Origin of the sequence: Thermosipho atlanticus DSM 15807 (assembly GCF_900129985.1) — a bacterium.
GTDB lineage: Bacteria > Thermotogota > Thermotogae > Thermotogales > Fervidobacteriaceae > Thermosipho_A > Thermosipho_A atlanticus.
In genome coordinates, this window is record NZ_FQXN01000007.1 from 37,743 (window position 1) to 58,396 (window position 20,654).

General features: G+C 34.1%; 15 protein-coding genes, 2 tRNA genes and 1 rRNA gene. 16 read left to right on the top strand and 2 right to left on the bottom strand.

Features of this window, described 5'->3' with window-relative positions:
- The first annotated feature begins 23 nt into the window (after positions 1–23).
- From BUB65_RS07835 to BUB65_RS07905, 15 genes are all read left to right on the top strand, one after another.
- Entirely contained in the window at positions 24–1,613 is a 1,590-nt protein-coding gene (locus BUB65_RS07835; RefSeq protein WP_073073899.1) for a DNA-binding protein, read from the top strand.
- Positions 1,614–1,670: 57 nt separating this feature from the next.
- A complete protein-coding gene (locus BUB65_RS07840; RefSeq protein ID WP_073073910.1) occupies positions 1,671–2,486 on the top strand; it encodes a thermonuclease family protein in 816 nt (271 codons plus the stop codon).
- 52 nt (positions 2,487–2,538) lie between these two features.
- Positions 2,539–2,628, top strand: a tRNA-Ser gene (locus tag BUB65_RS07845).
- A gap of 37 nt (positions 2,629–2,665) precedes the next feature.
- Positions 2,666–2,742, top strand: a tRNA-Arg gene (locus BUB65_RS07850).
- Positions 2,743–2,869: 127 nt separating this feature from the next.
- Positions 2,870–3,553, top strand: a complete 684-nt coding sequence (locus BUB65_RS07855; protein ID WP_073073912.1) for a hypothetical protein — start codon at positions 2,870–2,872, stop codon at positions 3,551–3,553.
- Between the two features lie 67 nt (positions 3,554–3,620).
- Positions 3,621–4,301: a hypothetical protein gene (locus tag BUB65_RS07860; RefSeq protein ID WP_234946852.1), complete on the top strand. Its 681-nt coding sequence runs from the start codon at positions 3,621–3,623 to the stop codon at positions 4,299–4,301.
- A gap of 9 nt (positions 4,302–4,310) precedes the next feature.
- Complete coding sequence (locus BUB65_RS07865; protein WP_073073914.1) at positions 4,311–5,489, top strand: hypothetical protein; 1,179 nt, start codon at positions 4,311–4,313, stop codon at positions 5,487–5,489.
- A 14-nt stretch (positions 5,490–5,503) separates the two neighbouring features.
- Positions 5,504–7,399: an isoamylase early set domain-containing protein gene (locus BUB65_RS08480; RefSeq protein ID WP_073073915.1), complete on the top strand. Its 1,896-nt coding sequence runs from the start codon at positions 5,504–5,506 to the stop codon at positions 7,397–7,399.
- Between the two features lie 227 nt (positions 7,400–7,626).
- Entirely contained in the window at positions 7,627–8,013 is a 387-nt protein-coding gene (gene rbsD, locus BUB65_RS07875; RefSeq protein WP_073073917.1) for a D-ribose pyranase, read from the top strand.
- Positions 8,014–9,489, top strand: coding sequence for a sugar ABC transporter ATP-binding protein (locus BUB65_RS07880; RefSeq protein ID WP_073073919.1), 1,476 nt, complete (start codon positions 8,014–8,016; stop codon positions 9,487–9,489).
- A complete protein-coding gene (locus tag BUB65_RS07885; protein ID WP_073073921.1) occupies positions 9,489–10,415 on the top strand; it encodes an ABC transporter permease in 927 nt (308 codons plus the stop codon). The genes BUB65_RS07880 and BUB65_RS07885 overlap by 1 nt, the downstream gene beginning before the upstream one ends.
- Before the next feature lie 11 nt (positions 10,416–10,426).
- Positions 10,427–11,296 (top strand): D-ribose ABC transporter substrate-binding protein, encoded by an 870-nt coding sequence (locus BUB65_RS07890; RefSeq protein ID WP_073073923.1) that lies wholly within the window; start codon positions 10,427–10,429, stop codon positions 11,294–11,296.
- Positions 11,297–11,348: 52 nt separating this feature from the next.
- Complete coding sequence (locus BUB65_RS07895) at positions 11,349–12,344, top strand: LacI family DNA-binding transcriptional regulator (RefSeq protein WP_073073940.1); 996 nt, start codon at positions 11,349–11,351, stop codon at positions 12,342–12,344.
- Positions 12,341–13,246: a ribokinase gene (rbsK, locus tag BUB65_RS07900; RefSeq protein WP_073073925.1), complete on the top strand. Its 906-nt coding sequence runs from the start codon at positions 12,341–12,343 to the stop codon at positions 13,244–13,246. Before BUB65_RS07895 ends, rbsK begins: the two co-directional genes overlap by 4 nt.
- A gap of 651 nt (positions 13,247–13,897) precedes the next feature.
- Entirely contained in the window at positions 13,898–15,214 is a 1,317-nt protein-coding gene (locus BUB65_RS07905) for an alkaline phosphatase (protein WP_073073927.1), read from the top strand.
- Positions 15,215–15,341: 127 nt separating this feature from the next.
- On the opposite strand, the gene BUB65_RS07910 is transcribed toward BUB65_RS07905, so the two are convergent.
- Positions 15,342–17,861 carry an adenosylcobalamin-dependent ribonucleoside-diphosphate reductase gene (locus BUB65_RS07910; protein WP_073073929.1) on the bottom strand — a complete coding sequence of 840 codons (2,520 nt, stop codon included), beginning with the start codon at positions 17,859–17,861 and terminating at the stop codon, positions 15,342–15,344.
- Positions 17,862–18,247: 386 nt separating this feature from the next.
- Positions 18,248–18,688 carry an OsmC family protein gene (locus BUB65_RS07915; protein ID WP_073073931.1) on the bottom strand — a complete coding sequence of 147 codons (441 nt, stop codon included), beginning with the start codon at positions 18,686–18,688 and terminating at the stop codon, positions 18,248–18,250.
- A gap of 347 nt (positions 18,689–19,035) precedes the next feature.
- On the opposite strand from BUB65_RS07915, the gene BUB65_RS07920 reads away from it, so the two are divergent.
- Positions 19,036–20,611 (top strand): 16S ribosomal RNA (locus BUB65_RS07920).
- The last annotated feature ends 43 nt before the right edge of the window (positions 20,612–20,654 follow it).

A 20,654-nucleotide genomic window follows, 5' to 3' on the forward strand; every position in this document is an offset into this window, starting at 1 on the left:
CTGTTTTTCACGGAGGTGAGGGGATGAAAAAAGGGTTATTTGTTATGATTATACTTTTGGCTTCTCTTTTAGTATTTTCTGGTTCTTTTTCTTTATCGGTGTTAAATCTAACAACGATTGGTATTAATGACGGCTCGTTAGATTACTTTCCGATTATGTATGTTACTTACAAACCAGTAGATTTTTTGGCATTAAAAATTAGTGATTATTTACTTCTTTCTCACGATACATGGAATTTTGGAGGTATTTCGATTTTTCAACCAAGATATTATTATTTAGAAGGGAAGTTTAAATTATTTAATTTTGATGTTACTTTAGATGTTTTAAAAGCAAGATTGAAGAAAACCCAAACTGAAAAATTAGATGGTTTAAGAGTTGGAGGACTTAAGTTTGATTATTACGGGGCAGGATTGTTTATAAGAAATGGAAAATTTAATTTAGGAGTTGCTTATGATATAAACAATAGCTATATTGCTGGTTATTTGCAAACAAATCTATTCGGTATCAAACTTGGAGGTTATTATGAAACAAAATATCAACAAGTGTCTTTAGATTTAAACAAATCTTTTAATTTTGGAAAAATATCTGTTGATACATGGGCTGCACTGTCTGCGAAAAGTTCAGATATTGCAGCTTTTTCATATTTAATTGGCGGAAAATTACAGTATAAAAACGTAATTTTTGCAGGACAGTATTTGCAATTAGGCTTAAATCCATATGATGCAGATTTCCAAACTGGAGATCCGAATGAAGTAGCTTTTTCAGCAAATGCATGGGCTTTGTACGCTGATTTAGATTACGTATTAAATAACTATACAATTGGAGCATTTTTAAGACATAATAGTGTATGGGCAAATATGAATTATTTGCCATTATATGGGTTGAAATTATCTTATAAAGATTTTACATTAAAGTTTGGAAATGGAGATTTGGATAGTAACATTAGTGGTGAACAAAAGATAATTGTAGAGTTGAATTATTTCTATTCTTTAGATTTTGATAAATTATTTAATTTTGGCAAAAAAGCTAAACAAGTTGCCCCAATGGCTACTCCTAAAGCAGGAAAACATATGACTATGGGATACAATTCTATAATGGATGTTATTTTGGGCGAAGAAGGTCAAGTATATACTGTAAAGGGTATAGTAACTTCTCCAAAAGATTTGTTAGGTTCTGGAAGTTTTTATATTCAAGACGAAACATCGGGATTAATGATTTATGCACCATCATTAACAGAGGATTTAAATGTGGGGGATGTTGTAATAGTTACCGGTAAGAGTAAAGTTTGGTATGACATTATTGAAATTGTAGCCGATAAAGTTGAGGTAATGGGCAACGCAGAACCAAAACCTGATGTTCTTACAAGTTTATCAAAAACTTTCCTTTCAAGTTTTGTATGGGTAGAAGGAGTGGTAAAAGAGAAAAATACATATGACTTTTTAGTGGATACTGGAGATTTTGTTATAAAAATTTACTTGAAAAAAGGTACTAATATCGATATATCAAACATAAAGGTTGGTCAGAAGGTAAAAGTTCAGGGAATTTTAAGTATTTACAATGGTGAGTATGAAATATTGCCAAGATGGCAGGAAGATATAGAAGTAATTGAATAAATTTAGGCCGCTGTTAGCAGCGGCTTTTCTTTATAATAATTTTCGGGAGGGAAACTAGTGAATATAAAAAATTATTTTGCTTTAACTTTATTTTCTTTGTTACTTTTGATTTCTTCTTGTGTTAATTTAACTTCTTTTGAAGTTGTTGATGTTATAAATGTAAATAACTTATCACAAACTTTAGAGCATGTAACTGTTGTTAGTGTGGTTGATGGGGATACATTTAAAATTTTAGAGAGTAGTAATTCCGTTAGAATTATAGGAATCGATACACCGGAGATTCATGAGGGAAGTAAACCAATAGGTGAATTTGGCGAAGATGCCAAGAATTACTTAGAAAATTTTGTTTCAAAATACGATATATATATTTTAAAAATGGGATATGATAACTATGGAAGAATTTTGGCTTATGTGTTTGGAAAAGTTGATGAACAAAATTATGCTTTCTATGAATCTTCTATTTTAAAAGCAGGTTTGGCAAGACCGTTGATTTATTTTGATAACGATGATCCATATTTAACTCCTAAAATTGTTGGAGGCTATAACTATGCATTTGAAAAAAAGGTGGGAATCTTTTCCAAATGGTCAACAGCTCCAATATTAAGAAGTGCAAACAATTATCTTTCTTACATTGGAAAAATAGTCTTTCTTGAAGGGACTGTACAAGATGTATGGAGTGATAGTAGTTTTTGGCATATATCTTCAAGTTGGTTTACAATAAGTATTAGAAAGGAAGAATATTACTATTTTTTCAATGGATATGATTTAAATAATTTAAAAGGTAAAACTGTAAGATTTTATGGTGAATTATGGGAATATAATGGAGAACCCGAAATTTTATTGAGAAGTCCTAATGAAATTGTTATACTTTGATTTTTCCTTGACATTAGAATAAAATTAAGTTAAAATCTATACGTGATAAAACGGAGAGGTGGCCGAGTGGTCGAAGGCGCTTGCCTGCTAAGCAAGTGTGGGAGTAATCCCACCGAGGGTTCGAATCCCTCCCTCTCCGCCAAAGAATGGGGGAGTGTATCCCCCATTTTAAATAGTAAGTGCCCGTAGCTCAATTGGATAGAGCGTCAGACTGCGGATCTGAAGGTTGGGAGTTCAAATCTCCCCGGGCACGCCAAAGAAAGCGAGACTTTTGTCTCGCTTTTTTTGTAATATTTTTGGAACGAGTTCCAAGAATTTTTAAAAGTGTGTATTTGAAAAATGATAAAATAAAAAAGTAATAAACTTGAAAGGAGGGGATATATATGAAAAGAGCTTTATTGTTAGTAACATCATTAATACTTATGCTTGGATTGTTTTTTGGTTGTTTAAATTTACCTGTAGAAACTGAGCAAGGTATAAAAGTTGACGGCATTTTAGACGAATGGGTAAATCTGAATGAAGATGCTATAGGTGACGGTTATTGGGGAGCAGGTAACGATATAATAAAAGTAGGGGTTTCATTTGATGCAAGTTTTGTTTATTTTGCTGGGGATTTTAAAAAGGAAGGATTTAATAATTTAATATTCTTAGTAGACTTTTCATCATTAACTGGTGCAACAAGTACAGTCGGGCATCCATGGACCAGAAATTACGTGTTTGATTCAGGCGATATTGATTTAGTTATTGAAACATGGGGAGACGGTTTTGCCATGTGGAAAGTTACACAAGATGGAACTTTTACTGAAATTACCAGCGAAGCAACTCTTGCATATACAGGGAACACAGCTGATGGCGCAGAAAGATTTGTTGAAATTGCTGTTCCTTTAAGTTCTCTTGGTATAACTTCAACTGATAATTTGCAAATTAATTATGTTACATCCATAACAGGTGGTTTTGATGGTACTTCGCAGTGGTTGGGTGATTTTGCGCCAGATCAAGATGCTACTTCAACGGATGGTTCATTTACTCCGGCTGCGACTATAACTCAGTTTTATCAAGTGCCATAAATAATATTGTGAGTTATAATTTTTTGGGGGCAGTTGCCCCCATTGTTATTGCAATGGAGGTGAAATAGTGAAAAAATTTTTGTTCTTTACTTTACTTTTTTTCATTTTACTTTCTTTCTTTGGGTGTATGAAACTATTCAACCTGTCTTTAGAACCGGGAATATATGTAGTAGGTGAATGGAATAATTGGATTCCAACAGAAAATGACCGGATGTATTTAAACAACGGTATTTATGAAATAGAGCTTCCTGTAGCTTCAATTACTTTTTCCCCAGGAAGTAATGGAAATATAGGATGGTACAAAGTAGTATATGTAGGAACTAATGAAACGAAAATTCAATCTTCCATTCCTGTGTGGCAAGAAAATTTAGGCGTTGCTACTTCTATAACTATATATGCTTCTCCTGATTTAATGCGTGATGGATTTGCTTTTGGTGCAGGAGATAGTGAAAAAGAAACAGGGGATTGGTATTGTGCAGGTGAATTTAATAACTGGCAACTGGCACCGATGAATAAAATTGATGGAAAATTTGTGTATACTTTGGAAATAAGTGTAAATCAGGGAGATAGTTTTTATTACAAAATTGCAAGAAATTTGGATTGGAAACCATATGAAGAGCAATTTGACGGAAAAAATTACAATGCTGGTTATGGTCAGGATGCTTATTTTGTAGCTGATAAATCTGGAACTTCAATTGTGATTGAGTATGATCCAAAATTGAGCATTCTTAAGGCTTATGTTAAGTGAGGTGATAATGTGAAAGTGAAAAGTACGTTACTTTTTTTGTTAATTATTGTTTCTATTTCTTTTGCATATATATCTCCTTCATTTTCACTTAAATTAACTTATACAGCTGACTTTACGAACAATTTTCCAGAACTAGTTCCAAGTTATTATATTTCAACAAACTTTTGGATTAACACAAGTATTCTTGGAAGTAATTTTTCTGGAACCTTTTCGATAGGAGGAAGTAGTTTAGACTCTGCTGAATTAAATTTTTCAAAAAATAAATTTGGATTCAATGTTTACAAAAATAGGGTATTTGGAAATACAGATGATAATTTGGGTTTGTATAAATTTGATATAGGTTCAGATGGAATAATGGTCAAATATTCAAATTTTTATTTATTTTTATACAACAGTTTGAATTTAAATTATTTAAAATATGAAGGATATAACAAAAAAATCGTATTTGGATCGAGAGACAATAGGACTGATTTTCTCTTTCAAATATCTTTTCCAACTTTTGTGAATATTTCTCTGGAAACTATTTATACAAATTATGAAAACTTGAGTTTTGAAAAGGGAGTTTATCAAATAGGTATAACTGATAGAAACTGGAATTGGGGACTTAAATATACTTATGTGGGTTCTGAAGTTTCGTTGCCAGAATATACTAATATAAATATTTTTAATAAGCATTTGATTAATCTTTGGTACAATTTTCAGAATGTAAGTGTCTGGACTAATATTAAAAGTGATGAGAATGGTTTAAACTTTCAAGATTTGAGTGAAATAGGGTTTAACATGAATTTTTCAAATTTTTCCGCTTCTTTTTCGAAAATTGGCTTTAATGATTTTGGTTTAACTCCAGAACAATGGGGAAAGTTTAATTTTACTATAAATAGTTCATTTAAACTTTTTGGATTTAATGGAAAGGTTTCCTATTCTTTTGGAAATCCAGCGCATAATACTATAGGAACTTTGGGAGAAGTGTACTATTTAGAATTGTCGAAAACCTTTGGGAATCTTTCGATTTTCAGTAAATTTCAAAGGATAGTTGGAGTGTATGAAATAAGAAATACCTTGTATGCGGAATTGAAACTTACAGGATTTTCAAATGGAGAAGTAAAATTATCGATAGGAAATGGAGATTTTTATAATGTCAATACTTTCAAGGAAATTGTTTCTTTAGAGTTTAACACTTGGTGGTAATTGGAGGTGTGAGAATGGTAAAGAAAATTTTTATTTTAGTTATATTGTCAATAGTTATACTTTCATTTTCAAATGTTTATGTTGAAAATGATAAAGTATTTTTTTCGTTTGAATATGATGCAGAACAAGTATATTTAGCTGGTAATTTTAACAATTGGTCTCCTACATCTTTACCAATGAAAAATGTGAATGGGATATGGATGATTTCACTAGAACTTCAACCAGGTGAATATCAATATAAATTTGTGGTAAATGGAGAACAATGGATAGAGGATCCAGATGCTCCTTCTTTTGTTGATGATGGATTTGGAGGGAAAAATGGAGCGTTTCTTCTTGCTAATGAGAATGGTAAGTTAGTAATAAAACCAGTTGGGGAAAGTGTAGAAGAAAAAATGGAATATGAATATAACGAAAACAGAGAAGACACAATATTTGTTGATGGAGAAGGATATGTGGTTATAAGATATTACAATCCTGAAGCAGACTATGTAATGATAGCTGGTGATTTTAATGATTGGGATCCAGAAAGTTTAGAAATGTACGAAATTGATGATGGATGGTGGGAAGCAGTACTTGAACTTGATCCTGGGGTTTATCAATACAAATTTGTAGTGAATGGGGAACAATGGGTAGAAGATCCAAATGCTTTTGCATATGCTCCGGATGGTTTTGGAGGAAAGAATTCTGTTCTCGAGGTCTATGTAGAAAACGGAAGACTATCAGTAAAAGCTCCAGGATTATCTGGTTTAACAAATGAAGTTGTTGAAAAGGAAGTTGAGGAAGTTCCTTTGGGAGTTAGTGTTATTAATGGAAAAGTTTATTTCAAAGTGGAAAAAAAGGAAGCTTCAAAAGCTTATCTTGCAGGGAGTTTTAACAACTGGGATCCTCAATCAATAGAGATGAAAATGGTAGATGGTTATTGGCAAGTTTCATTAGAGTTAAGTCCTGGAAGTTATCAATACAAATATGTGTTTATTATTAATGGTAATCAAAACTGGAAGGAAGATCCATATTCACCTGCATATGTTCCAGATGGCTTTGGAGGGAAAAATTCGGCTTTTAATCTTGTGAAAAAAGATGGTGAATTAACCATTGAAGCCCCTGAAGAGGTATCTTCACAATCGCAAGTTGGTATCAGCGGAAATTATTCTTTCAATTTAACTTATAAATATGATCCTACCAACATTTTACAAGGTGTTAGCTTTACAAATTCGTTAACTTTAGTTTTTACTCCTTCAGATGAGATCAATTTTGCTTTAAATTTTTCTGGGGCCAATATAGAATATGCACAACTAAATTTTGGATGGAAAAATTTTACAATTATGGCTCATTACAATACCCCAATTGATTATCCAATAGAAGGAGCAAGAAACGGAATTTATATTGCATATAAAGATATGTTATTTGGAGATATTGGGATTAATAACAATCAAGTATCTTTCCTCGTTGGTATTAATTTTAACAACTTTTCAGTTTCATACGGAAGTAACTATTTTAACAACGAAAATACCATATTAGCGGGGTATAATTTCGATTATTTAGGAATTGATTCCAATGTTTTAGGTGGAGTTTCAATTGAAACTTTTAATCCCATGGTATTTTTACAAATAAATGGTAGCAACTGGAGCGTAGATTTACTTTATAAAGAAAATTCGCTTTCGACTAATTTTGTAATGTTTAAATGGGAAATGCTTGGGAAGTATTCTTTCTTGGATGGTACTTACAATTTCTCCTTGTATGTTCCAGTTTTCGAAAAATTCCAATTGTTTGGTGGTTATGAACATAAAATATCTACTGATGAATTTTCCGGAGGGTTAGGACTATACGATGATGATTATAATGTGAATTTAGGAATTAGATTTGAAATGTCAAATATCTACATTGATATTTTTGGAAATGTGAGTTTTTGATCTTAAAGTTAAAAATAACAGTTATTAAAAACCCCGGTATTTGTATAACCGGGGTTTTTTGTTTGTGTTGAAAAAATATTCGAAAGATAGGATTATAGCACTTTAAAGAAATTATTCGCTGTTTTTCAGTTAATTTTATTAGATTTCTAATTTGACTTAGGTATAGAATTTTTGGTAAAAGTATTATGAAAACGTTTTCGAAAACGATTTCAGAGAGGTGAAAAAAATTGAAAAAGACTGGAATTTTTAATTCTGAAATTTCAAGAATAATAGCTAGATTAGGACATAAAGATAAGATTGCAATTGTTGATATGGGATTTCCTATTCCTAATTGTGTGGAAAGAATAGATATAGTTCTTGATTATGGCAAACCAACATTTGAAGAAGTTTTAAAGGTAATATTAAAAGAGTTAAAAGTTGAAGGAATAGTTATTGCAAAAGAATCTTCGAAAGCTTTTGAACAGATTTTTAGGAAAAATATTCCCGAAGTTGAAATTAAGAAAGTTACACATGAAGAACTTAAAGCTGCTATTAAAGAAGTGGTAGCTGTCATAAGAACGGGTGATGTTACGCCATACAGTAATGCAATACTAATTTCTGGGGTGATTTTTTAAATGGGAAAGATATTAGAAATGAAGAAAATTACAAAGACTTTTCCAGGAGTTGTTGCGTTAAAAAATGTAGATTTTGATCTTTACGAGGGAGAAGTTCATGCGTTATTGGGAGAAAATGGTGCTGGAAAAAGCACTTTAATCAAAATAATCAGCGGTGTTCATAAACCAGATTCTGGAGAAATGATTATTAATGGTAAAAAAACACTTTTTTCAAATCCAACAGAAGCTATAAAGGAAGGAATAGCTACCATTCACCAGGAATTAAATTTATTTGAGGAATTGACAGTATTTGAAAATATATTTGTTGGCAACATTGAAAAATTTACTTTTTCAAAATTTAAAATGTTGAAGTTTGCTGAGCGGTTGTTAAATGAATTGGGATTTCCAATAAGGGCAGAGGAGAAAATAAAAAATTTAAATACATCGGAAAAACAATTAGTTTCAATAGCAAAAGCTTTGTCATTAAATGCAAAGATAATTATAATGGATGAACCAACAGCGGCAATTACTGAGCATGAAACTATAAGACTTTTTGAAATAATAAAAGATTTAAAAAAGAAGGGAATTTCGATCATTTTTATTTCGCATAGGCTTGAGGAGGTTTTTGAAATTGCCGATAGAGTGACAGTCTTGAGAGACGGGGTACTTATTGGAACAGGGAAAATAGAAGAGTTTTCGAAAGAAAAGTTAATTAAAATGATGGTTGGAAGAAAAATCGAAGAAATGTATCCAAAGTTTAACGTTATTACAAATAAAGAAATATTTAGAATAGAAAATCTAATGGTTGGTAACTATGTTCGCGATGTTTCTTTCAATGTAAACAGAGGAGAGATTTTTGGTATTGCTGGTTTAGTGGGTTCAGGAAAGTTGGAGATTGCTTTGGGTATATATGGTTACTTGCGTTCAAAATGGGAAAAATTAGTGTTGGATGGGAAAAATTATTTACCAAGTAAAAACATGTTAAAGTATGGAATTGCTTTAGTTCCTGAGGACAGGAAACAAATGGGGCTAGTGTTAGATTTAGATGTGATGAAGAATATAATTTTACCAAATGTTGATGAGGTAACAAAGTTTGGGAAAATTTCGTGGAAAAAATCAAAAATGATAGTTCAGGAAGAAGTTGAAAAATATGCAGTAAAGGTTTCATCAATTAAACAAAAAGTAAAAACTTTGTCGGGAGGAAATCAGCAAAAAGTTGTTTTATCAAAGGTTTTAAGAAAAAGACCGAAAATAATTTTTTTAGTGGAACCAACTAGGGGGATCGATGTGGGAGCAAAAGTTGAGGTTTATAATATCGTAAATAGGTTAGCTAATGAAGGTGTTGGGGTAGTATTTATTTCTTCAGAACTTCCCGAAATTGTCAGTCTTTGTGATAGAGTATTGGTAATGCATAGAGGACGATCCATGGGTATTCTTGAAAAAGATGAAATAAATCAGGAAAATATATTAAAATTAGCGACAGGAGTTGATATTTAATGAGTTGGAGAAATGTTTTAAAAAAACTCAAAGAGTATCCAGCGATAGTAGGTTTTTTTGGAATAGTGATTTTCTTTTCTTTGTTAAGTGACAGGTTTTTGTCTCTATCAAATTTTATTAATGTGTTTAGACAAGTTTCTATCCAAGCAATTATTGCTTTTGGTATGACTTTAGTAATTATTTCTGGTGGTATTGATTTATCGGTTGGTTCAGTTTTGGCTTTTTCAGCAGTTGTAATGGCTTCGATTGTGAAAGGCGGCTCGGTATTTTTGGGTATATTAGCTGCATTACTTGTTGGGGCAATTTTAGGAGCTGTTAACGGGCTAATTATTACCAAGGGAAAAATTCAACCGTTTATTGTTACACTGGCCACTATGGCGATTGCAAGATCTTTAACTTTAGTTTATTCTCAGGGGATGCCGATAACAGGTTTTCCACGTTCTTTTAGAACAATAGGTCGAGGAGATGTCTTAGGAATTCCGATTCCGATTATTATAATGTTTATTGTATTCGGGATTATTTATTATATATCCATGTATACAAAACTGGGGCTTTATACATATGCAATAGGTGGTAATGAAATTGCCGCAAAACTTAGTGGAGTAAAAGTAGATAAATATAAAATAATTATTTATACAATAAGCGGACTTCTTTCAGCTGCAAGTGCTATTATTCTTACTTCACGTTTAAACAGTGCTCAACCTACATTTGGTACGGGATATGAATTAGATGCTATTGCAGCGGTTGTTTTGGGAGGGGCTAGTTTAGCAGGTGGTAAAGGTTCTGTTGTTGGTACTTTATTTGGAGCTTTGATTATGGGCATCTTGAATAATGGGTTAAATTTACTTAATGTTTCTCCATTCTACCAACAAGGTGTAAAAGGTATAGTCATATTAATTGCGGTGTTGCTTGAAAGAGAAAACTAGGAGGTGGAAGTATGAAAAAAGTGTTTTTCGTGATGCTTATTTTAGTGATGTTTGTGGTAAGTGCATTTAGCTACAAAATAGGGCTATCTTTGTCTACACTTAACAACCCATTTTTTGTGACTCTTAGGGATGGGGCAATTGATAAAGCAAAGGAATTGGGAATAGATTTAATTGTAGTTGATGCTCAAGATAAACCATCTAAACAACTCAATGATATTGAAGATTTGATTCAGCAAAGAGTTGATTTAATCATTATCAATCCAACAGATAGTGACGCAATCGTTGTTGCTGTTGAAGAAGCAAATGATGCAGGGATTCCAGTTATAACGGTAGACAGGGGTTCAAATGGTGGAAAAGTGGTAGCACATATTGCTTCGGATAATGTATTGGGTGGAGCAATGGCAGCAAAATTTATCGCTGAAATGTTAAATGGAAAAGGTAAAGTTGTGGAACTAGTTGGTATTCCAGGAACGTCAGCTGCAAGGGATAGAGGCTTGGGATTTGAAACTGAATTAAAAAAATATCCTGGACTTGTTCTTGTAGCAAAACAAACAGCTAATTTCAACAGAGCTGAAGGATTAACGGTAATGGAGAATTTACTTGAAGCATATCCTGATATTGATGCTGTTTTTGCACAAAATGATGAAATGGCGTTAGGAGCAATTGAAGCAATAAAAGCTGCAGGAAAACTTGATAAAATAATTGTTGTGGGGTTTGATGCTATCCCCGATGCAATTGAAGCAGTTAAAAAGGGAGAGATGGCAGCTACAATCGCTCAACAACCATATTTAATGGGTCAGCTAGCTGTCCAAAAGGCATACGAATATCTAGAAACCCATACAATTTACATACCAGTTGAGTTAAAATTAGTAACAGAATGATGAAATAAACACTTAGGGGGTTTCCCCCTAAGTGTTTGCTTTGGAGGGAAATATGGGAAAACATAGTATTAAGGAAGTAGCAAAAAAAGCAGGTGTATCAATTTCAACAGTTTCAAGGGTATTAAATAATTCTGCACCAGTTTCAGAAAAATTAAGACGGAAAGTAGAAAAAGCTATAGAAGAGCTTGGATATTATCCCAGCCATTTAGCTAAAAGTTTAAGAAAAGGTGAAACTGGAACAATAGGATTTATTCTACCAGATATTACTAACCCATTTTTTGCAAATATTGTTAGAGGAGCAGAAGACTATTTAAGAAATGAAGGATATAACTTAATTTTATGCAATTCAGACCAAAACCAGATGCAAGAAATAGAACTTCTCAAGGTTTTGATTTCTAAAAACATTGATGGATTACTTTTTACGGGTACTGGATCTTCCAATCCGTTGTTATTGGAAAAGATTCAACATGGATTAAAGGTAGTTTTTCTGGATAGGATTATACAGGGAATTAACTCTTCTTATGTTATTATTGATAACAAAAAAGGAATGAATTTGCTTTTAGATTATTTGATAGGAAAAGGTCATAAAAATTTTGTTTTCATTAATGGAAACAAAGAAACTTTTAGTGCAAGGATAAGATATGAGACTTTTGTTAAAAGAATTAGAACCGAAAATTTGAAGTTCAAACATTATTTTACCGAATTTTCATATGAAGCGGGTTATTCAAAAGCTAAAAAATTAAAAGAATTACCTGATGTAATTTTATGTGGGAATGACTTGATTGCTTATGGAGTAATTGATGCATTGGAAGAAAAAGGATATAAGGTTCCTGAAGATGTGAGTGTTACGGGATTTGATGACATTCCTTTTTCAAAACATTTTAAGCCTCCATTAACTACTGTTTATCAACCAATGTATGAAATGGGAAAAAAAGCCGCAGAATTATTATTAAAAATTATAAAGGGTGAGAAGTTAATAAACAAAGGAGTAATTTTATCACCCCAACTTATTATCAGAGAATCTACTAAGGAGATGGTAAATAAATGATATCGGTTGTAGGTAGTTCTAATATGGATATAGTATTATCAGTAGAACAATTTACAAAACCTGGTGAAACTCAAAAGGCAAAAAAATTAGAGTTCTTTCCTGGAGGAAAGGGTTCAAATCAGGCTGTTACAGTAGCAAAATTATCAAATCAAAAATTATATTTTTTGACTTGTATAGGTAATGATTCATATGGAAAGTTTTTAAAAAGACGATATGATGAACTAAATATATCAGGTTATAATGTTGTTGACGAAAGTAACGGTTTAGCTTTTATTGAAGTTACTCAATGGGGAGAAAATAGGATAATTATTTTTCAAGGAGCAAACAATTATTTAACTAAAAAACTAGTTGAAGAAAGAATAGATATTCTTATCAAATCTAATATGGTTCTTCTTCAAAATGAAATACCATTTAGTACAACTATATATGTAGCGGAAATATTTAAAAAAAGCGGTAAAATAGTAATTTTTGATCCTGCACCTGTTGAAGGTATATCTAAAGAAATATTTGAATATGTTGATTATTTAACTCCAAACGAAGAAGAAATTAGATTATTAACAATTAAATTTTTTGGTAAATTTATTTCTTTAGAAGATAGTTATCATAAATTTAGAAAATTAGGATTGAAAAAACTTTTAGTTAAATTAGGAGATAAAGGGATTAAATATTTTGATGAAACACAAATAATTGAGCAACCATCGTTTAAAGTCAAAGCAGTTGATACAACAGCAGCTGGAGATGTGTTCAATGGAGCATTCGCTGTTGCTTTAACTGAAGGAAAAAACATAAAAGAAGCTATTAAATTTGCTACAGCTGCTGCAGCAATATCTGTAACAAGAAAAGGAGCGCAAAGTTCTATACCAACAAAGCAAGAAGTGGAAAAGTTCTTAAAATATTATTAAAATAGATAATATATTTAAATTGTATGATTTTCAAAAATTGGATAGTTGCTATTTATAAACAACAAACATGACTTCAAAGTTCTATTGAAGTCATGTTTTTAATTTTTTTGTTTTAGTAATGTAATCCAACTTGTTTTCAAAGTTATAGGTATAGTTTCAAAAATTTTGTCCTTCCATTGCAACAATTTTTATTTTTCATTTTTGGTTGTATTTTTAATTGTTTTTGAGATTACTGATAAGGACTTTAAAATGAAGAATTCAAAAATGTTTGATGAAATTGAGTTTTTCTAATTTAATTAAAAGGTTGAGTTTTTAATGAAAATATTAGAAAGGTATCTTAATATGTTGGAGGTTTTAATTGATTTGATTAGAGAATAAAATTGAGAGTTAGAGAAGGGAGTAAAAATGATTATCTAAAAATGTCTTTAAGATTTAGAAAACTTTTTTAATCAACATTTCCTTACAAAAAACAAGGGTATAAGAAATCTGTCTTTATTTATATTGGATTATTATAGATTATTGTTGTTTAGAAGCAATTAATAGATTATTTTGTTTATATTTCTGATAATAGCTGTGAATTTGGTAAATTTAATTTTTAGTAAAGTATGGTAAAATTAAAAGCATCTAACTTTATGAATGGGAGGGGTAAATATGAAAAAGTACATTAGTCTACTTCTTAGCTTACTTTTAGTGGTTATAGTACTTGGGAACTTTGGTGTGAAAAACGTTATTTATTTTATTGGTGACGGTATGGGAATTAATCAGATACTTCTGGCAAGTTATATCGAAGGAAGAACTTTGAATATCATGAAAGCACCTTATGTTGGATTTGCTACAACATATTCTGCAAATTCTTTGGTTACAGATTCAGCAGCAGCTGGAACGGCTTTGGCTGCAGGGTTCAAAACAAACAATGGAATGATTGGTATGCTTCCTGACGGAACAATTGTACCATCAATTTTTGAAGTAGTTTCTAAATATGGCGTCAAAACAGGAATAGTTGTTACTTGTAGAGTAACTCATGCTACTCCTGGAGCATTTTATGGCCATGTAACAAGCCGAAAGGATGAAAATACACTTGCAGAACAGTTAATTAATAGTAGTATAGATGTTGTTATGGGTGGCGGATGGAGGAATTTTGTTGCAACTGGTGGAAAAAGGAAAGATGGAAAAGATCTTATAGCACTTGCAAAGAAAAAAGGTTTTGATTATATTACAACAAAATCAGAACTTATGAATTACAATGGAGATAGATTACTTGCATTATTTTCTTCCAGTCACCTTTCTGCTGCAAGTGAACGATCTGGCGAACAGCCAATGTTATATGAGATGGTTGAAAAGGCACTTGAAATACTTTCCAAAGATGGACAACCATTCTTCCTGATGGTAGAAGGTTCCCAAATAGACTGGGAGGGTCACGGGAATGATCCATACGGTGTTTGGAAAGAAATGATGGAGTTTGATAAAGCTATAGGTGTAGCATTGAAATTTTTGGAAACTCATCCAGATACGCTTATAGTTGTTACAGCTGATCATGAAACTGGTGGCCTTGGACTTTCTACCGGGGGATATACCCTTGATACTGACTTAGTAAAAAAATATCAAAAAACAGCAGACTGGATGGTTAGAAATTATGATGTTGAAAATGAACAAGAATTTAAAGCAGCAGTGAAAAAATTCTTTGGTATTGATTTGACGAAAGATGATATAGCAAGATTAAAAGAAGCAAAAAAATCATCTAATCCATATGCCCTTGGCAATGTATTTGGAGAAATAATAAGTGAAAAAGCAAAAATAGGATGGACAACACACGATCATACAGCAGCACCAGTACCTGTATTTGCATTTGGCGCTGGAGCAGAGAATTTTGGAGGTTTCATGGACAATACTGATATTCCAAGAATAATAGCAAGATTGGCGGGATATTCCTTGTCAAGAGAAACATTTGTGATTGGAACTGGTAAATGACAAATTATATTGAATAATTAATTATAGAAACAAAGGGGGGGGAGAATTCCCCCCTTGTATTATATGCTTTTATTTTATGTATAGTTATGAAAAAACGTAATCACAGCTTTTTTACACAATTTTCATATCAGCTACATTTACTCCAGCCACATTTTCTGCAACTCATGCATCCTTCCTGCTTTATGATACTATTTTTTGATAAACAGGATGGACAATAAGTGTTACCATCAGCATCTATATAATAACCTTCACTCCATTCAAGTTCATTTACCATTACAAATTTTTCTACTTCTTCAGCTGATTTTATTGTTCCATCAATTACAAAAGCTTCATTGCTTTCAATTTCGCTGGAGCCCCAAAGTTCCACAAAATCTTCAATAGCTTTTGCAATTTCTTCAGCTAGTCCTTTAGTATATTCACCATTAACTTTTCTAAGTTGTTCAAGTATCTCATCGGCTGAAACTCCGGCTCTCAACGCAATTGAAGATAGTCTCCCAATTGATTCTGCAAGTTCAGTACCATTTGAAAGGAATATTTCGACAGCTTCTCCGTTATCATCGAAAGAAACTGTTATGTAAGTAGTACTACTTTTTGATTTGTATTTCCTAGTAACACTTCTGAGTGTATTTTTCCTTGGTTTTGGCCTGAGTTTGTGCTTTTCATCTAACACAAAAAACTGTACTTTTGGAGCGTCTTTTGTTTTAACTTGTTTTGCAGCAGTGAGAACTTGAGTTTGAAGAGAACCATCTCTATAAATGGTTAAACCTCTAACATTTAATTTAAATGCTTCAAGATAAATGTTTAAAACATCTTCTTCAGTTGCAGTTGAAGGCATGTTAATAGTTTTTGAGATGTTGTTATCAGTGTATCTTTGGAATGCATCTTGCATAAGTAAATGATCCATTGGAGAAATATCCATAGCAGTAACAAAAACTTTTTTGATATTTTCAGGGATATCATCGATGTTCTGAAGGGAACCTCTTTCCAATAACTCATTTTTAATCTTCTCAAGGCTTTCAGCACCTAATTTTTGTTCTAAGACTTTATTAGCATAGAATAATGCTTCTTTAGTGCCATCATGTTTGTTCATATACCTTATGTATGCTAATAGAAAATTCGGTTCTAAGCCACTACTTGTGTCAGCTATATTTGAAATTGATCCTGTAGGAGCGATTGTCAAAACTGCAACATTTCTTTTACCTACCTTTGCTTCTTTCATGATTTCTTTTATCTCGTCATCATATTTACTCATTCCCATTGCAAAAGGAACAAAGTTTTCTTCACGATAGTATCTACTTTTTTTGAACAATGGAAAACTTCCCTTTGCTCTTCCAAGCTTGTTTGATTCATCATGTGCGTGTACGGCAATAAAACTCATCAAGTTGGCTGCGGTTTGTCTTCCCTCTTGTGAGTTGTAAGGGATTTCGAGTTTGTATAAAAGGTCAGCAAATCCCATTATACCAAGTCCCAATCTTCTGCTATCTCTTACTGCTTTTGTGATTTTTTCCAATGGGAAAACGTTCACATCGATAACATTGTCTAAAAATCTCACTGCAAGTCTTGTCGCTGTTTCAAGGGCATCCCAATCGTAATTTCCTTTTTCATTTGCAAATTTTGCGACATCTATTGAGCCTAGGTTGCAAGCTTCATATGGTGCAAGGCCTATCTCTCCACAAGGATTGGTCGATACAATTTCTAATTCAGGATATAGAGCGTAATATTTATTCATTTCGTGTAAAAATGCTAAACCAGGGTCTCCTGATTTCCAAGCGTTTTTTGCAATTTTGTTCATTAGTTCTCTTATTTTGATTTTTTTCACATTTGTATATTTTGGATGTGTTAAAGTTAACTCACCATTTTCTTCATAAAGTTTTAAAAATAATTCTTTCTCAAATGGAATACCTACAGAAATGTTAAAGTATCTTAGGACTTTTTCACCATCGTTGTTCTCTTTCGCTGTAATAAATTCTTCGATGTCTGGATGGTTAATATTTAATATTCCCATTAAAGCTCCTCGTCTTTTGTAACCTTGTTCGACAACAGCAATAGCTGAATTAAATACATGCATAAAAGATACGGGGCCAGATGCTTGCCCATGAGTTCCTGCAACAAAGCTTCCACGTGGTCTAAGGCTTGAGAAGTTCGACCCCACCCCTCCTCCAGCTTTTGTAATAAGAGCATATTCCTTAACAGCATCAAAAATTTTTTCAATACTGTCTTCGACAGGAACTACAAAACATGCTGATAGCATATGAAGATGGTTTCTTGTATTGAAAATTTCCCAATAATCTGAAAGAGTCATATTTTCTATTGGTTTCCAAAGAAGCTCGTATCGTACACCCATACCTGCATTAAAAAGAGTAGGGCTATTAGGAATGAAAAGCCTTGCTTTTAGAAACTTAAAGAACGTTTCTTCTGTTTCTTTAAGTTTCTCAAGTTTTTTTACGTCATCTAATGTTTCAATTTCTGGATTATTAACAAGTTCTGAAGTAGCAATAACTCGTGCAACTCTTCTACAAACATCTTCCCATTTTGTTTCCAAGTATTCACCATTAATATCCCTTACAAAATATCTTTCGGAAAGAATTTTATAAGCATTCTTAGATGGTTCCACATTTAACCATTTTTCTAAAACATCATTATACATAAAGAAGCCCTCCCTTTTATTGATTAATACATTAATTAATACAGATTAAATGTTAAAAGATAATTATAATAACTTTCCGACAATTTTAGCATAAGAATTATACCATATATAGTAGTTTATAAGTTTAACAATACTATATATAGTTTGTAAAAGTTCTAAAAATTTGGAAAAATTCGTTAAAAAGTTGGCTATAGAAGTAGGGAAAAGTAAAAAATGTGTGAAAAATATTTTGGACGTTGGAGGGTTAAAATAGTTTTTAGTTAAATGAATATTTATATAGGAAAGCATTTAAGTTGAATCCATACAAAATTCGAAAAATACAATTAATTAAAAAAAGAGCATGAGCATATAAACTACTGCTCATGCTCTTTCCTTACATTATTTTCTCAAAATTTACTTAAAGAAAATTTTATTGGTGTAGGATTTGATAAATTATCTGAAACAGGACATCTTTGTTTGACTTTTTTTAGCCATTCTTTTAATATTTCTTCAGAAGCATTTGTTTCAAGAGAAAGAGAAACATTAATTTGAGTGAATCCTGTCCTATCTTCTGAAAGTTTTCCTAGAAATTTGTCAGGATTTAAATTTCCATCGATGTCGATTTTTAATTTTTTTAATTCAAAACCCATTTCTTTTGCAACTAAATGACCTACAACATTTAAACATCCTGCCAAAGCAGATAAGAGATATTCAACAGGATTAGCGCCTTCATCTTTTCCACCAAGACTTTCAGGTTCGTCAATTATCATTTTGAAATTCCTTGCGTTGATTAATGTTTTGGTAGGATTCTCACTTTCAGCTGAAATTTTAAACTTTAGAAACGCCATATTTTCACCTCCAAAATTAATTATAACGCCTTTCAAAATAAAAAAATAGAATATATGTTACAACCAATTGAAGAATTTATATAGCAAATGAAAGACTTCAAAGTATAGAATAAAGCAATAAGTATATGCAAAACACCTGGAAACGTGGTAACGTTAACAATATTGTATAGTACAATATCCCTTCTCGTAACTTGACTAAGGTGCTTAAACGTGGTAAATTAAATATCGCGTGATGAAGGAAGACCTGGATAAGGATAGAGGAGAAAGAGAGAAGGGTCATTGAAAAATGGATAGCAGTCCCAGAAGTAAGGAAAAAACAATCAGGATTAAAAATCCTTCGTGAGTTATTCATGGAGGGTTTGATCCTGGCTCAGGGTGAACGCTGGCGGCGTGCCTAACACATGCAAGTCGAGCGAAGCTGCTAGACAGATCCCTTCGGGGTGACGTCTAGTAGACTGAGCGGCGGACGGGTGAGTAACGCGTAGGTGACCTACCCCTCAGAGGGGGATAACTGGGGGAAACTCCAGCTAATACCCCATACGTTCCGTACTGTAAGTGGTACGGAAGAAAGGGAGCAACTGCTCCGCTGAGGGAGGGGCCTGCGTCCCATCAGGTAGTTGGTGAGGTAATGGCTCACCAAGCCTACGACGGGTAGCCGGTCTGAGAGGATGGCCGGCCACAAGGGCACTGAGACACGGGCCCTACTCCTACGGGAGGCAGCAGTGGGGGATTTTGGACAATGGGCGAAAGCCTGATCCAGCGACGCCGCGTGCGGGAAGAAGCCCTTCGGGGTGTAAACCGCTGTGGTGGGAGACGAATAAGCCGAGGAGTGGAAAGCCTCGGTGATGACGGTATCCCACTAGAAAGCCCCGGCTAACTACGTGCCAGCAGCCGCGGTAATACGTAGGGGGCAAGCGTTACCCGGATTTACTGGGCGTAAAGGGGGCGTAGGCGGCCGTGTAAGTCCGGTGTGAAATGCCACGGCTCAACCGTGGAACTGCGCTGGAAACTACACGGCTTGAGGACGGTAGAGGGAGACGGAACTGCTGGTGTAGGGGTGAAATCCGTAGATATCAGCAGGAACGCCGGTGGGGAAGCCGGTCTCCTGGGCCGTTCCTGACGCTGAGGCCCGAAAGCTAGGGGAGCAAACCGGATTAGATACCCGGGTAGTCCTAGCCGTAAACGATGCCCACTAGGTGTGGGGGAATAATTCCTCCGTGCTGTAGCTAACGCGTTAAGTGGGCCGCCTGGGGAGTATGCCCGCAAGGGTGAAACTCAAAGGAATTGACGGGACCCCGCACAAGCGGTGGAGCGTGTGGTTTAATTGGACGCTAAGCCAAGAACCTTACCAGGGCTTGACATGCTGGTGGTACTGACCCGAAAGGGGAGGGACCCGCGTCGTAAGACGTGGGAGCCAGCACAGGTGGTGCACGGTCGTCGTCAGCTCGTGCCGTGAGGTGTTGGGTTAAGTCCCGCAACGAGCGCAACCCCTGCCCTTAGTTGCCAGCGGTTCGGCCGGGCACTCTAAGGGGACTGCCGGCGACGAGCCGGAGGAAGGAGGGGATGACGTCAGATACTCGTGCCCCTTATGCCCTGGGCGACACACGCGCTACAATGGGTGGGACAGCGGGTTGCGACCCAGCGATGGGGAGCTAATCCCTTAAACCCACCCCCAGTTCGGATTGCAGGCTGAAACCCGCCTGCATGAAGCCGGAATCGCTAGTAATCGCGGATCAGCCACGCCGCGGTGAATACGTTCCCGGGGTTTGTACACACCGCCCGTCACGCCACCCGAGTTGGCAGCGCCCGAAGATGGGTATTCCAACCCGAAAGGGAGGAAACCTATTGAGGGCGAGGCTGGCGAGGGGGGCGAAGTCGTAACAAGGTAGGTGTACCGGAAGGTGCGCCTGGATCACCTCCTTTCTAAGGAGTTCTATGGGACTGCTATCCATTTTCCAGTGGCCTG

What these genes read in the sequence shown, in the direction of transcription:
- BUB65_RS07835 (WP_073073899.1), top strand. Translation starts at nt 24, where the DNA reads ATGAAAAAAGGGTTATTTGTTATGATTATACTTTTGGCTTCTCTTTTA.
- BUB65_RS07855 (WP_073073912.1), top strand. Translation starts at nt 2,870, where the DNA reads ATGAAAAGAGCTTTATTGTTAGTAACATCATTAATACTTATGCTTGGA.
- BUB65_RS08480 (WP_073073915.1), top strand. Translation starts at nt 5,504, where the DNA reads ATGGTAAAGAAAATTTTTATTTTAGTTATATTGTCAATAGTTATACTT.
- BUB65_RS07880 (WP_073073919.1), top strand. Translation starts at nt 8,014, where the DNA reads ATGGGAAAGATATTAGAAATGAAGAAAATTACAAAGACTTTTCCAGGA.
- BUB65_RS07885 (WP_073073921.1), top strand. Translation starts at nt 9,489, where the DNA reads ATGAGTTGGAGAAATGTTTTAAAAAAACTCAAAGAGTATCCAGCGATA.
- BUB65_RS07890 (WP_073073923.1), top strand. Translation starts at nt 10,427, where the DNA reads ATGAAAAAAGTGTTTTTCGTGATGCTTATTTTAGTGATGTTTGTGGTA.
- BUB65_RS07895 (WP_073073940.1), top strand. Translation starts at nt 11,349, where the DNA reads ATGGGAAAACATAGTATTAAGGAAGTAGCAAAAAAAGCAGGTGTATCA.
- rbsK (WP_073073925.1), top strand. Translation starts at nt 12,341, where the DNA reads ATGATATCGGTTGTAGGTAGTTCTAATATGGATATAGTATTATCAGTA.
- BUB65_RS07905 (WP_073073927.1), top strand. Translation starts at nt 13,898, where the DNA reads ATGAAAAAGTACATTAGTCTACTTCTTAGCTTACTTTTAGTGGTTATA.
- BUB65_RS07910 (WP_073073929.1), bottom strand. Translation starts at nt 17,861, where the DNA reads ATGTATAATGATGTTTTAGAAAAATGGTTAAATGTGGAACCATCTAAG.
- BUB65_RS07915 (WP_073073931.1), bottom strand. Translation starts at nt 18,688, where the DNA reads ATGGCGTTTCTAAAGTTTAAAATTTCAGCTGAAAGTGAGAATCCTACC.